Source organism: Frankia sp. CgKIO3, from assembly GCF_977946435.1.
The window spans coordinates 1-14,579 of sequence record NZ_CDWTMO010000108.1; the positions used below are offsets into that span (position 1 = coordinate 1).

Sequence of the window (14,579 nt, forward strand, 5' to 3'; positions counted from 1 at the left end):
GCCTCACCCGACCCGACCCCGGCCCGGGGTCACGCGGGTGCCCGGGTCCACGGGCTCCCGGCGAGCGGGCTGCCCGGCAGCGTCTCGATATTTCCGTCCACCTGGGAAGCTGTCCTGCGACAATGGAGGAAGCCAAGGGGGTGTCGTGGCTACCGTTCCGGTAGGCAACCGTATGGTGGCGGGCCGATACCGACTTGTCGCGCGGCTGGGTGCGGGTACGATGGGGACGGTGTGGCGTGCCTTCGATTCCGTGCTGGAGACCGAGGCAGCCCTCAAGGAGATCGAGTTCGCCGGCGGAGTCGCCGAGGCCGAACGCGCGGACCGGGTCGAACGCGCCCTGCGGGAGGCGCGCCACGCGGCCAAGCTTCGCAGCCATCCGCATGTCGTCACCATCCTCGACGTGCTCTTGGAGAACGGCCTGCCCTGGATCGTGATGGAGCTCGTGCCGTCTCGGTCCCTGTTCGAGGTGGTCCGGTCCGACGGGCCCCTGCCCGTCGCCGAGGTCGCCCGGATCGGGACCGCGGTGCTCGACGCCCTCGTCGCGGCACGGGCGCATGGCATCGTTCACCGTGACGTCAAGCCGTCGAACGTCCTGATCGGGACCGACGGACGGGTCGTGCTCACCGACTTCGGCATCGCCACCGGCGACGGCGACCCGACCCTCACCGTCACCGGTGTCCTCGGGACCCCCCTTTACATGGCGCCGGAGCGGCTGAACAACCAGCCCGCCACCTTCGAGGCGGACCTGTTCAGCCTGGGCGGCACGCTGTACTTCGCCGTCGAGGGCCGGCCGCCGTTCGAGCGGGACACGTTCGGCGCGATGCTCGCGGCCATCCTGCTGCACCCGCCCGCCCCGGCGCACCGGGCCGGCGAGCTGGCCGCGGTGCTCGACGGCCTGTTGGAGAAGGACCCCGGCCGGCGGATGACCCCGGCCCGGGCGCGCGAGCTGCTCACCCGGGCGGCCCAGGCCGATCCGCCGCGTCGGGCGGCCCACGTTGACGAGCTGTCCTGGCATCCAGGGCCCACCGCCGGAGCGGCGCCCACCCAGGTGCCCAGCCAGGTGTCCGGCGGGCACGTCGATCCCGACGCGCCGCAGACCGGCTATCCCGCCGCCCCGATGGAGCTCACCGCGGTGGAGCAGGACGGCGCGGTCCTGCTCCGATGGGAACCGTCGGCCACGCAGGGCGCCTCCTACCGGGTGTCGCGTGTTCTCGTCGATCCCACGGCCCCCGGCGGCCGCCGCGAACGCAGCCTGGGCATCACCACGGCCACCGAGCTGTTCGACGCCGGCGTGCCCAGGGGCGTCCCGCACTGGCACGAGGTGGTCACCACGGTGTCCGGCGAATCCGGCCAGCTGCGGTCCATACCGGTCCGCACCCCGACCCGCACGCTCTTCCCGCCCGTCACGGCGCTGCGGGCAAGTATGATCGACGACGCGGTCGCGGTGATCGGCACGGCCGTCACCCATCACGCTTCGTAAACAGGCCCCGATCGTGACCTAACGCCCATCTCGAGCGGTGTGGCCGCGGGCCCGGGTGCCAGCATGGGTCACCGTGAAAAGTCCAGACAACATCGCCGGCAGCACCGGCACAATCGACAGCACCGACACCACCGGCCCGACCGACCGCACCAGCCCGAGCCACGCCGATCAGGACGGCTCCGCGCCGCTGCCAGCCTATGGCTACCGTGACATCGACCCGGGCACGGCCCGCCGGGCGAGCCGCTTCTACTGGGACGATGCCGCGGCGGACTACCAGTCGGAGCACGGCGCGTTCCTCGGCGACAGCGACTTCTGCTGGTGCCCGGAGGGACTGCGGGAGTCCGAGATCGGGTTGCTCGGCGACGTCGCCGGCAAGGTGGTCCTGGAAGTCGGCTGCGGCGGCGCGCAGTGCGCCCGCTGGCTGCGCGGGCAGGGCGCCCGGGTGGTGGGGTTCGACCTGTCCGGCGGTCAGCTGGACCAGGCCCGCGCGCTCGGGATCCGCACCGGTATCAACGTGCCACTCGTCCAGGCGGACGCCGCGGCGCTCCCGTTCGCGGCCGCCAGCGTGGACGTGGCCTGCTCGGCGTTCGGCGCGGTCCCGTTCGTCGCCGACAGTGGCACCGTGATGCGGGAAATCGCCCGGGTGCTGCGGCCGGGTGGCCGCTGGGTGTTCTCCACGACCCATCCGTTCGTCTGGTGCCTGCCGGATGACCCGGACGAGAACGGCCTGCGGGTCTTCCACAGCTACTTCGACCGACGCGCTTACACCGAGCACGACGAGCAGGGCACCGCGATCTACACCGAGACGCACCGCACGATGGGCGACCGGGTCCGCGAGATCGTCGCCGCGGGACTGATCCTGCTCGACGTCATCGAACCGGAATGGCCTCCCGGCCAGGAGCGGACCTGGGGGCAGTGGGGACCGATCCGGGGCAGGTACGTCCCCTCCACCTCAATCTTCGTAACTCAGCTCCCTTCCGGGGCATCGGGCGCCGATCAGTACGAATGCGGCGCACACCAGGCCGCCGACTCAACGCGGCAACGGGCTGACACACTATGCACACAACGCCCCAGGGTGCGGTGAGACGGCCCGATCCCCCCCGTTATGGTGAGCCCCGGATTCGCCGTTAGGGGCAGACCGTGTATCACGCTCACTCCACACCCGGAGATGTCACGTTCAGGCGACGCGGCAATCCGGCCGCCCGCGCGTGCGCGGGCGTGGTCATGACAGCGGCACTGATGCTCGTGGCCGGGTGCTCTTCCAGCGGCGGCGACACCGCCTCGTTCACCCCGGTGCCACGGGCCACCCGGATCGCGCCCGCCGTCGAGGCTGATCCCCTGCCGCCGTTGAGCAAGTTCATCACCCAGCCGGACGGCAGCCAGGTGACGACGGTCAGCGCCGACTACCTGTTCGACTCGAACAGCAGTGAGCTCCGGAGGGAGGCCGTGACCGCGTTGGGGCAGATCCTGCCGTCGATCCGTGAACACCCCGGCCACATCGCGGTCATCGGGTACAGCGATGGGCTGGGTCGGACCGAGGACAACCTACGGCTGTCGCAGGATCGCGCCAGGGCGGTCGAGTCGTGGCTTGCGACTCAGAGCATCCCCGGCTCGGTGCTGGAGGTCAAGGGCAAGGGCGAGGAAGGCGCGCAGGACGGCGTCGCCGACGCGAGCCGGCGCCGAGTGGAGATCGTGCTGCGATGACGAGCAATGTTCCCGTCGCTGTTCCCGTCGCTCCCACGGCGGCGGCCGAGGATGCGACCAAGGACGATCTGATGGTTGCCGGGCCGCGGCGACGGGTCCGGCGCAGGCGGCTCGCCGGCCTGGTCGCGGCGACGCTGCTCGCGGCGCCGATGCTCACCGCCTGCAACACCGGCGGTCTACTGGGCAAGGCCGACGCCTCCGCTCCGTTGGACTGCACCCGATACCAGGAGAAGGCGCCGGACAACGGCGCATCCCTGCTACTGATCCTTCTCGACCTGTCCGACAACTCACCCGAGACGGCCGGGCGGGTGACCGCCCGGGCCCAGCCCTATCTCGACACCGCGCTGGAGAACGGCGAGTACATCCGGCTGGTCGCCAGCGGCGGCGGCCCGATGACCTACTCGGACTGCTTCCACGGCGACCGGATGTTCCAGATCACTCGGAACAACGACCAGCGCGAGGAGAAGGACCGGCTCGCCGCGTCGAAGGTGCTCAGCCAGGAGATCGACCACATCATCCAAACCGAGCAGATCAGCCCGAAGGGCAGCGTGACGGGCCTGCTTGCCGGCATCAACGATGAGATCAACGCCGTCCGTTCCACGCCCGACGTGAAGGTCGACGAGGTGACCGTGCTGGTCTGGACGGACCTCCTGGGTACCGGTCAGGAGTCCGACTGCCTCAACGTCGACGGCAAGAAGGCCTCCGTGTCGATCGCCGAGGCACTGGTCAAACGGTGCGTCGAGACGAAGCAGATCACCTCCGTCGGAAACGGCTAAGGTGCGTTTCATCGGCGTCAACGAGGGATCGGCGGACCGCCCGCAGCAGGACCTCGCCCGTTATCTCAAGGGCGAGCTGTGCCGACGGATCAGCAGTGACTGCAGCTAGGACGGCTCCGCCCCGACCGGACACCCGGCGTCGTCATCCTCATGCCCCCGACCAGCCCGGTCCCGTCGAAAGCGGCACTGCATTGACCACTCTCACCGCTACCTCCGGTCCAGCCGCGACCGTCGCCGGGGCACCCGAGATCCCGGAACACCCCGCCCGCATCCGCCGCGGCGCGCACCACGCCGACACATCCGAGCCACTGATGATCGCGACAGCACCGGTGGAAACCCACGCAAGGAGGCGACCCATGGGTGTTCTTCACGAGCCCGAGGAGCAGCATTTCAGCCCGGCCCTCATGCGCTCGACGGTCGTGATCACCAGCTGTCTGCTCATGCTCGCGGTGCTGGAGATCTGGGTCTGGCTGACCCTGTCGTCGCCGTTCGCGAAGGTCTCCGTCACCGGCTCGATGATCGTGACCGCGCTCAGCTTCTTCATCACCGGGAACACCTTCCGACTGCGCGACATCCGCCGTCGCGTGGGCAACCAGGCCCGGGCTGGCCGGATCGCCCCGATCGACGCGCTGTCCAGGCTGCCGCCGCGGGAGACCATCCAGCGACGATTCCTGCTGGGGGCCGTCGGTGCGGTCGTCGGGGTCGGCACGCTCGTACTGACCATGGTCTTCTCCGGTGACGAGGCCCAGGGTGCGCGCGAGGCGATGGTCGCCTCGGTGCTCGGCATCGTCTGCGCCATGCTCTGCTTCGTCGGCGGCACCTTCGCCCGTCCGATCGACTGACCCGCCGACCACACCGACCACACCGACCAGCAGCCGACGACGCCGCCGACAGCTCCGTGGAACCTCTCGTCGAATGTCCCGTCGAACCCGTCCGGTCGAACCCGGAAGGACCGAGATCGGAAAGTAGGAACCTCCAAGGTGCTGCGTAGGGGAAACCAGCCAGGGCGTCTGGCCAAGCAGCTCATCCGCCGGGTGGGAGACGCCGACATCGCACTGGCGGGCGCCGAGACCCGCCCGAAGGTCCTCAAGAGCCTTGAGGACGCGGAGGTCCAGGAGGTCCGCGCTGCGGTCCGGGCCGACGGGCGGACCCTGGAAGAGCTGATCGCCGAACTCCGGATGGAGATCGACTCCCGGGCCGAACGCCGGGAGCAGCGGACCGAGCTGATCAAGAACAAGGTCGAACAGGGCCGGCTGTGGCGCAGCGTCGGGGTGCAGGAACGCATCCCGCAGATGGCGCTGGCGGGCCCGGCCCGGGCCGCGGTGCTGACGGTGCTCGCGGCGCTGGACTTCTACGTCTTCGCCCAGTCCTACGCCGTCCTCGCCGACGTCGGCGGGTACAGGCCCGAATGGTGGCTGGGCGGCCTGCTGGGGGTCGCCGTGTTCATCGCCGGGGTGGCGCTCGCCCACGGCATCAAGGCGTCGATCCTCGCGCGGGCCCAGAAGCAGATGCTCGCCGACGCCGACGCGGGCCGATTCAAGATCGATCCGGAGATCCGCGAGCAGCTGGTGGAGTCGAAATCGTCGCCGCTGGCCCTGACCCTCACCACCGCGATCTTCCTGCTGCTGTCCATCGCCGGGGTGCTGGTACGCACCCAGGGACCGGCCGGCGAGAGCACCGGCAGCGCGATGATCGTGTTCCAGGCGTTGATCCCGCTGGTCGCCGTCGCGGTCGAACTCTACCTGCACGACCCGACGGAACGGGACGAGCCGATGCCCAACATCGTCGACCGTCGACTCGAACGGCGGCTGGCCAAGGCCGAACGGCGGCTGCGCATCGTCGCGGCCCAGGTCGAGGCGAAGGTCTCCAGGATCGAGAAGCTCCACCGGGTCGAGGAGGCCATCCTGGACGTGGAGCAGAAGGACATGGGCCTGCGACACACCACCGACCTCGTCCTCGGCGGTGGCCACATCCCGACCGTCCCGACGAACGGCCGGGTCGCCGAGGTGGACCGCGACCAGTTGGAGAAGACCCTCAAAATGGCCCGTCGATCCTGATCCGGCCGACGGGCACTGATCCGGCCGACGGGTAGCATGTGAGACCGCCATCGACGAGCACGCCACCCGCGTGCCGACCCCACGACCGGGAGTGACACTATTCCCATGCTTTCGGATGACGGCCTTTCGGATGACGACGTAGACGAGATCGTCTTCAAGGCCGCGGGAAACGGCGACCATCGCGGCGCGGCGGCCACTCTGGAGGCCTTGGCCGAACAGAGCGAGACGCACGGCGAACGCGTCACCCGGGCGTCCCTGCTGGTCGACGCGGGCAGCCAGTACGGGCTTGCGGACGACTGGGACGAGGCGATCCGCTGCTACCGGGCGGCGGTGGCAGACGGCGGCGGCTGCCTGGTCGATCCCCGCGTCTGGCTGCATGACGGCCTGCTGCGCAACGGGCAGCCGGACGACGCGGCCGCGCTGCGGGCCGAGCTGAAGGCGTCCCGGTCGGTCGATCCGGGCGTCTACGAGGCCGTGGCCGAGAGCCTGGAGTCAATCGGCCTGCTCACCGACGCCCACGCCTGGTTCACCATGGGCTACCACCGCTGCGAACACGCCACGGTCCCCGACTTCATGCTCGATCTCCTGCTGGTCGGCCGGCGGCGGGTGCGCGTCGCCCTCGGTTATCCGACGGACGATCTCGACGAGGTGGCCGAGGACTACATGGAGACGGTCGGCGGCTGATGGCCCCCGGGGTGCCCGGGGAAGTACCCGGTGCCCGGGGAAGAGCGCGGCCGGATGCTTCGTTGCAACCAGCCGTGAGCCCGACCCGACCTGTCCCCTTGTCCGTGTTGGATCTCGTCCCGGTGGGCACCGGCGTCCCCGCCACCGACGCGGTCCGCGGGACGCTCGAACTCGCCCGACATGCCGAAAGGCTCGGATACACCCGATACTGGTTGGCCGAGCATCACGGCATCCCGGGGATCGCAAGCTCGGCGACCTCGATCCTCATCAGCCAGGTTGCCGCGGCCACCACCACCCTCAGGGTGGGGTCCGGTGGGGTGATGCTGCCCAACCATGCGCCACTCGCCATCGCCGAACAGTTCGGCACGTTGGGCACCCTCTTCCCGGGACGGATCGATCTGGGTATCGGCCGTGCTCCCGGCACCGATCCCGCGACCGCCCGGGCTCTGCGCCGCACCAGCGACCTGCCGGCCATCGACGACTTCCCCGCGCAGCTCGCCGAACTGACGACCTTTCTGGCCGGGGGGGATTTCCCCGACTCGCACCCAAGGCACGGCGTCACCGCGTTCCCGCGGGCCGAGGTGCCGCCCATCTGGTTGCTGGGATCGAGTGGCTACAGCGCCCAGGTGGCCGGCATGCTCGGCCTGCCGTTCGCGTTCGCGCACCATTTCAGCTCGGTGAACACAGTGCCGGCGCTGGAGCTCTACCGGAAGTCCTTCCGTCCCTCGCCCGGCCGGGAGCGACCGTACGCGCTCGTCGCCGCCGCGGTATTCTGCGCCGCCGACGACGAGCGCGCGGAGTGGCTGGCCGGACCGCAGCGGCTGGCGATGCTGCGGCTGCGTACCGGCCGCCCCGGGGTGTTCCCCTCGCCCGAGGAGGCCGCAGCCTACCCGTGGACCTCGCGGGAGCGGTCGATCGCGGAGGCCGCCACCGCCTCGCACATCGTCGGCTCCCCAGTGACGGTTCGCGCGGGGATCGACGCACTGCTCGACGAGACGGGCCCCGACGAGGTCATGGTCGTCACCAACGTCACCCGGCTGGCGGACCGGATCCGCTCCTACGAGCTGGTAGCCGAACTCGGCGGACTGACGTCGGCGGGTCCGGCGGCCGCGAGCGGCCGGGGCGCAGTACCCGTTCGGTGATCCGCGCAACCAGTCCGCGCGGCAGCAGTCGGGAGGCATTGGAGGCCAGGTAGTTCAGCCGTCCGTCGATGACATACGCCTGGCCGCGGTCGAGGGTACGGAACGCGGTGGCGATCACCTCGTCCGTGGTCCGCAACCGGCCACCGGCGGACATCCGGGTTCCCAGCACCTCGAAGAACTCGGTGTCGGTCGGTCCGGGGCATAACGCGAGGACGCGGACCCCCCGCCGACGGTACTCGGCCCACAGGCCGATCGAGAACGACAGGGCGAAGGCCTTCGAGGCCCCGTAGACGGCCATATACGGGACGGCCTGGAAACCCGGAGGTGGAGGAGACGTTGATGACCGTGCCGCGGTCCCGGGCCACCATGCCCGGCAGGAACAGGTGCGCGACCCGTTCGACGGCCACCACGTTCAGCATCACCTCACGATGATCCCGGTCGGCGGACAGCTCATGGTAAGGGCCGCGTGTCCCGAACCCGGCGTTGTTGACGAGGATGTCGACCTCCAGGCCCGCTTCGGCGACCGCCTCGGCGAGACGGTCCGGACCACGCTCGTCGGCGAGGTCGACCGCGATGACGTGCGCCTCGGTGCCGTACCGGGCAGCGAGGCGCTCCGCGACCATCCACAGCTTCGGTTCGGACGGCGCCACGAGGACGAGCCGGGCTCCACGGTCCGCGTACGCCTCGGCGAACGCCGCGCCGATGCCCGAGGATGCGCCGGTGATGAGAGCGGTGCTCATCCGAAGATCCGGGTCGGCGGTCATGCTTCTCCTGCTCAGCCGGGGTTCCGCGCGGGCGGGCGCGCCAGGCGCGCCACGGGGCGATGCCAGGAAACGCCATCATCGTCGGATTCCCTCACCCGCTCCGCTCGACTCGCCCGCAAAAAATAACTCCGATGCGCGTCTAATCAACTACACTTTCGCCGCTACCCGGCAGCCGCGGCAGGAGGATCGTGTCCATACGTAGTCGACTGTCCCGACATCCCGGCGTACTCGTCCTCCTCGCCATGAGTGCCGTTCTTGTCGCGACCCTCGGTCACGAACACCGCGGCCACAACGACAGCAGCCCGGACAGGCCAGGGCCCACCAGCGCGGTCAGTCTTCCCGGCCTACCCGCCGCCCATACACCACACGACGCCCATGGACCACTCGCTGACGGGGATCCGCGGCCCGGCCCCTGGCGGCGGGAGTTGGCGGCGGGAATCCGACCCGTCCCGGCGACCCAGCCGGGCAAGCTGCGCTTCGGCCTCGGGCCGGCGCTCGACAGCGCCCTCGCCTCGCCGCTCGCCGGAGACCTGGACTTTCTCACCACCTGGTACAATGGCCCGGGCGACCTGAGCTTCCTACGGAAGTGGCGGGCGGACCTGATTCCCGAAGTCTACCATTCCGGACACGGCATTCATCTCGTCGTCTGGCTCGACGGCACCGGCAGCGTGGGGACCTTCCAGACCTCCCATGGCCCCGCCTGCGGCCGGGAGTACCCGTTGTCCGGCGCCTTTCTCGCCGACGCCCGCGAGCTCGCCTCGATCTTCGCCGGGCCCGCGAACGGCCCGGCGCTCTACGTCACGCTCTTCACCGAGCTGCAGACATATCCGTGCCAGTCCAACGAGTGGGCCGCCACGCCCGAGACCACGAACTACTACCGGGCTCTGCAGGACCGGTACCTGGCGACCCAGGAGATCTTCCATGCCGGGGCGCCCAACGCCCGGGTGTCGCTGGGCTGGGGCGGTTGGCAGAGCCGCTGGGACGATCCGGTGAAGGGCGACGGCCGCTCCCTGATCACACACTTCGCGGACGTGCTGCGGGCGTCGGACTTCCAGAGCTTCCAGGCGATGGGGAACGATTCCAACGCCGCCGACGTGCGGAACATGACGAAGCTGCTGGGACAGTACGGCCCGGTCATGGTGGCGCATTTCAAGTCGGGGTCGCAGGCGGTCTGGGACGCGGACATGCACGCCCTGCTCGCCGGCGACGAGGCGCGCAAGCTCAGCCTGGACGGGCTGTTCGCCTTCAGTTTCATGGACCAGTCCAACATCATCTTCTCGCCCCGGGCGCTGGCCACCGCCCGGGGGGCGGTGCAGAGCCACGGCGTCCGGTCCTCGTTCTAACCGACCGCCTAGAACGATCAGTTAGTAAGCGGGCGGAGAGGGTAGTCGGTAGGACTACGAGGCAGCCGTGGCCCGCGCCCGCCGCACGCGATGATCACGCAATGAGGAGGAGGAGGAGGCCGCGCGGATGCGTCTGCCCGCAGCCCGGACCGTCCTGCGCGTGCCGAGCGCCCTCCTGGGGGCGGTGATCCAGCCGGTTCTCGCCCATACGGTTCTCGCCCATGCCCGGACCGGGTGGAGTCCGGCTTCGAAGCCCGGTTCCCCCGCACTCGGGCCCCCCGCGCCCCGCGCCGTCGATCACGACAGCGTCGATCACGAGATCGCCGGCTCCACGGCGGCCGGCGAACCGCGGGAGAAGGCCGGCGCCTACCGCCTCCTCAGTCTCGGGGTCCGTGGGATCTCCGGGCCGGCCGGCGAATCCCGTCGCCGGCAGGTGGAACGAGTACTGGAGAATCAGCCCGGGGTGGCGTGGGCCCGGGTCAACGAGCCGTTGCAATGTGTCCTGATCGGGTTCGCCGAACCGCCCCCCGCCCTTGACGATCTGGTCGCGGCCCTCGGCCGGGTGGAGGGCGTCGCGCTCGAACCGAGGCCGGGAGCGGTACCGAGGTTCGCGGCGCCGATCCGCCGGACGGCCACGGCACTGGCCGCCGACGGGGTCGCGTTCGCGCTGGCGTCAGCGGGCCGGCTCGCCCGGGCGGTGCCGCTGCCCATCGAGATCGCATCGCTGGTCACCCTCGTCGACACTCAACCCCGGCTACGCCGGTGGGTGGAGCAGATGCTCGGCGCGGGCCGGGCTGACGTCGTCCTCAGGCTGGTCAATGCCGGTGCCCTCGCCCTGGCGCAGGGGAATCTCGGTCTCGCGGTCGACGCCGGCTACCGGATGGTCATGCTGGGCGAGGCGCGTGCGCGCCGAGACACCTTCCTGGCGGCTCGGGACGAGCTGCTCGGTCATCCGGACTGGGCCGCGGCCGAGCCGGTGGTGACCGAACGGCCGCGGCCGCTGCCGGACGGTCCCGTGGAGCGCTACGCCGACCTCGCCGGACTCGGCGGGTTCGCGGCCGCCACCGCCGCCACCGGGAATCCGCGCCGTGCCGCGGCGCTGGCCGCCACCTCGCTGCCACGCCCGGCCCGGGTCGGGCGGGAGGGCTTCGCCGCCCAGTTGACCCGCGTCCTGGCGCGTCGCGGCGTCCACGTCATGGATTCGGCGGCCCTGCGGGTGCTCGACCGCGTCGACACCATCGTCATCGACGCCGACGTCCTGCGCAGCGAGGAACGCATCATCGCCGACGTCGTGCCGCTGGCCGGTGCGGACCGCAGCGACGTCGCGGTCCGCGCGCACGCCCTGTTCCGTCCGGCCGGTATCAGCACCGTCGCCACCGCGGAGGGCTGGGCCCTCGGGCCGGTGGAACAGCTCGGCCTGCGCGGCCGGACCGGTGTCCGGGAGCGCCGCGAACTGGCCCGGTCCGGGGCGGACACGGTGCTCGGTCTGGCTCAGGGCAGCAGGCTGATGGCGATCGTACCCGGGCGGGCGGAGGGGAGCCACCACCTGCTGGCCGCCTGCCGCCGTTCCGGGCGGGCGGTGTTCGTCGCCGGTGACCTTCCCGCCGGCGCCGGCGGAACAGCGGAGGACACCAACCTTCCCGGGGTACCCGGGGGGGACCGGCTCGTCGGCGCGATCCGCGGTCTGCAGGCCGAGCGCGGCGGCGTCCTGGTCGTGTCCCGCCGACGGGCCGCGGTCGGCACCGCGGACTGCGGCGTCGGCGTGAACGGCCACGACGGCTCGCCGGTCTGGGGGGCGCACATCCTGGTCGGGAATGACCTGGCCGCCGCCAGCCTCGTGGTCGAGGCGGTCGCCGCGGCCGCCCGGGTGAGCCAGCACGCGGTGCGGCTCGCCCAGGTGGGCTCGGGTGCCGGCGCGTTGGCCATGCTCACCGGGGCCGACTCGCGGCTGGTGTCCCGGGCCATGACAATGGTCACCGCGGCGGTCACCGCCGCCCTCGGCGAGGGGATCTGGGCGGCGCGGGAACTGGGTCGCCGCCCCCCGCCGCTCGCGGTCCCCCGTACCCCGTGGCACATCCTGCCGGCCGAGGACTGCCTGGCTCGGCTGGACAGCCGCCCGGGTGGACTGTCCACCGAGGATGCGGCGCGACGCCGCCAGGACGGCGCGGTGTCGATGCAGGCGACCGCGCCCAGCCTCGTCCGGGCGTTCGCGGCCGAGCTGGCCAACCCGCTCACCCCCGTCCTCCTCGGCGGCGCCGCGCTGTCGGCCGCGACCGGTTCCGTGCTGGACGCCAGTCTGGTGCTCAGCGTCGCGATCGGCTCGGCGTTCGCCGGCGCGGTCCAGCAGCTACGGGCGGACCGGGCGCTCGCCCGACTGTTCGCTGTCTCGGCGGTTCCGGCCCGGTTGCTGCGGGACGGGGAGGAGACCAAGCTGCCGGCGGACAACCTGGTCCCGGGCGACATCATCATGGTCGGGGCCGGGGATGTCGTCCCCGCGGACTGCCGGCTCCTGTCGACGACGGGACTCGACGTCGACGAGTCGTCGCTGACCGGCGAGTCCATGCCGGTCACGAAGTCGCCCGGACCAGTAGCAGCCGCCAACCTGGCGGACCGCTCCTCGATGATCTACGAAGGAACGACCGTCGCCGGCGGGCGGGGCACCGGCGTGGTGGTGGCCACCGGCCCGGCCACCGAGGCGGGGCGCAGCATGGCCGCGACCGCCGGTCCCGCCCGGCTCAGCGGCGTCGAGGCGCGACTGTCCACAATTACCGATCTCACCATTCCGGTGGCGCTCGGCGCCGCCGGGGCACTGTTGGCCTCCGGGTTGATCCATGGCCTGCCGATCCGGGACACCCTCAGCGCCGGGGTAGCGCTCGCCGTCGCGGCGGTGCCCGAAGGGCTGCCCTTCCTCGCCACCGCCGCCCAACTTTCCGCCGCCCGACGGCTCTCGGCGCGGGGCGCGCTGGTACGCAACCCCCGCACCATCGAGACCCTCGGCCGGGTGGACGTGCTGGGTTTCGACAAGACCGGAACGCTCACCGAGGGCAGGATCCGCCTGCACGCCGTCTCGGACGGCACGCATACCGCTGCGGCGACCGAGTTCGGACCGACGCATCGGCGGGTGCTGGCCGCCGGGCTACGCGCCACGCCGCGCGGCAAAGGAAAGAAGAAGTTGCCGCATCCGACCGACCGCGCGGTGCAGAAGGGAGCGGCCGCGGCTGCGGTGACCCGCGAGTACAGTCTCGCCGTGTGGTCGCCGACGGCCTCGCTTCCCTTCGAGCCGGGCCGCGGCTACCACGCGGCAGTGGGGGATGCCGGCACGACCACGCTGCTGAGCGTCAAGGGGGCGCCCGAGGTGCTGCTGCCACGGTGCGTCCGCCTCCGGACCGCCGACGGCACGGCACCGCTGAACGACTGCCGGCGGGCGAAGCTCATCCAGGAGCACAGCCGGCTCGCGGGCGCGGGCTACCGCGTCCTCGCGGTGGCCGATCGCGACCTGGGTTCCGCGCCCCGACCGGCGGACGAGGGACTCACCGATGACAGCGTGGCCGAGTTGACCTTCCTCGGCTTCCTTGTCCTCTCCGACCCGGTCCGGACCACGGCCGGGGCGTCGCTGGAGGCGCTACGCGCCGCGGGCGTGCAGGTGCTGATGATGACCGGAGACCATCCGGCCACTGCCAGGACGATCGCCACCGAGCTGGGAGTGCTCACCGACAACCAGATCATGCTGACGGGTGCCGAGCTCGAGGCCATGGACAACGAGGCCCTGGACGCGGTCCTGCCCAGGGTGGCCGTGATCGCCCGGGGCACTCCGCTGCACAAGGTGCGGGTCGTGGAGGCCTACCAGCGGCTGGGCAAGACGGTGGCGATGACCGGCGACGGCGCCAACGATGCGCCCACCATCCGGCTCGCCGACGTCGGCCTCGCGTTGGGCCGGCGCGGCACGCCGGCGGCCCGGGCCGCCGCCGACGTGATCGTGACGGACGACCAGCTGGACACGATCATCGACGTGCTCGTCGAGGGCCGTTCGATGTGGGCCTCGGTCCGCCAGGCCCTGGGCATCTTCGTGGGCGGGAACCTCGGCGAGATCGCGTTCACCCTCCTCGGCGCCATGGCCACCGGGCGATCGCCGCTGTCCGCGCGGCAACTGCTGCTCGTCAATCTGCTCACCGATCTCGCCCCGGCCCTGGCCGTCGCGCTGCGCGAGCCGGATCCGGAGGTGACCGGACAGCTCCTCGGCGAGGGTCCCGAGCGCTCCCTCGGTACCGCCCTGAACCGGGAGATCGCGGTGCGGACGGTCGCCACGACCCTCGCCGCCGCAGGTGCCTGGATCACCGCCCGCCTCACCGGGCGCCGACGGCACGCGAACACGGTCGGCCTCGCCGCGCTCGTCGGCTCGCAACTGGGCCAGACACTGCTCGTCGGCGGCCGCAGCCGGACGGTCCTGCTGAGCATCGTCGCCTCGGCGGTCGTCCTGGCCGCCATCGTGCAGATGCCAGGCGTCAGCCAGTTCTTCGGTTGCACCCCGCTCGGTCCGGTGGGCTGGTCGATCGCGATCGGCGCGTCGCTGGCGGGGACGTTGCTCTCCTTCTTCCTCCAGGCCCCCTCCAGGCCCCAGTCCGCCACCTA

General features: G+C 71.4%; 9 protein-coding genes and 2 pseudogenes. 10 read left to right on the forward strand and 1 reads right to left on the reverse strand.

The window, feature by feature from the left end:
- Nucleotides 1-145 precede the first annotated feature (145 nt).
- The 8 genes and pseudogenes from AC08OJ_RS13110 to AC08OJ_RS13145 all read left to right on the forward strand — a co-directional run.
- A pseudogene (locus tag AC08OJ_RS13110) lies at nt 146-1,447 on the forward strand (serine/threonine-protein kinase); the annotation flags it as partial.
- Nucleotides 1,448-1,553: 106 nt separating this feature from the next.
- A complete protein-coding gene (locus tag AC08OJ_RS13115) occupies nt 1,554-2,564 on the forward strand; it encodes a class I SAM-dependent methyltransferase (protein WP_476593605.1) in 1,011 nt (336 codons plus the stop codon).
- A gap of 140 nt (nt 2,565-2,704) precedes the next feature.
- On the forward strand, nt 2,705-3,184 hold the full coding sequence (locus AC08OJ_RS13120) for an OmpA family protein (RefSeq protein ID WP_476593604.1): 480 nt from the start codon (nt 2,705-2,707) through the stop codon (nt 3,182-3,184).
- Nucleotides 3,181-3,960 carry a hypothetical protein gene (locus tag AC08OJ_RS13125; RefSeq protein ID WP_476593603.1) on the forward strand — a complete coding sequence of 260 codons (780 nt, stop codon included), beginning with the start codon at nt 3,181-3,183 and terminating at the stop codon, nt 3,958-3,960. Before AC08OJ_RS13120 ends, AC08OJ_RS13125 begins: the two co-directional genes overlap by 4 nt.
- A gap of 356 nt (nt 3,961-4,316) precedes the next feature.
- The gene (locus tag AC08OJ_RS13130) at nt 4,317-4,802 is read left to right on the forward strand and encodes a hypothetical protein (protein WP_011434820.1); all 486 of its coding nucleotides are present in this window, start codon (nt 4,317-4,319) and stop codon (nt 4,800-4,802) included.
- 138 nt (nt 4,803-4,940) lie between these two features.
- Entirely contained in the window at nt 4,941-6,017 is a 1,077-nt protein-coding gene (locus tag AC08OJ_RS13135) for a hypothetical protein (protein ID WP_476595860.1), read from the forward strand.
- Nucleotides 6,018-6,122: 105 nt separating this feature from the next.
- Nucleotides 6,123-6,701 carry a hypothetical protein gene (locus tag AC08OJ_RS13140; protein ID WP_476595861.1) on the forward strand — a complete coding sequence of 193 codons (579 nt, stop codon included), beginning with the start codon at nt 6,123-6,125 and terminating at the stop codon, nt 6,699-6,701.
- Nucleotides 6,702-6,775: 74 nt separating this feature from the next.
- Entirely contained in the window at nt 6,776-7,843 is a 1,068-nt protein-coding gene (locus AC08OJ_RS13145; protein WP_476595864.1) for an LLM class flavin-dependent oxidoreductase, read from the forward strand.
- Here the strand turns inward: AC08OJ_RS13145 and AC08OJ_RS13150 are convergent.
- A pseudogene (locus tag AC08OJ_RS13150) lies at nt 7,731-8,607 on the reverse strand (SDR family NAD(P)-dependent oxidoreductase). The gene AC08OJ_RS13145 and the pseudogene AC08OJ_RS13150 sit on opposite strands and share 113 nt — an antisense overlap.
- A gap of 188 nt (nt 8,608-8,795) precedes the next feature.
- Between AC08OJ_RS13150 and AC08OJ_RS13155 the strand changes: the two are divergent.
- Nucleotides 8,796-9,950 (forward strand): hypothetical protein, encoded by a 1,155-nt coding sequence (locus tag AC08OJ_RS13155; RefSeq protein WP_476595862.1) that lies wholly within the window; start codon nt 8,796-8,798, stop codon nt 9,948-9,950.
- A 127-nt stretch (nt 9,951-10,077) separates the two neighbouring features.
- Nucleotides 10,078-14,579: cation-translocating P-type ATPase (locus AC08OJ_RS13160; protein ID WP_476595863.1), on the forward strand; the 4,502-nt coding region annotated here is incomplete at its 3' end.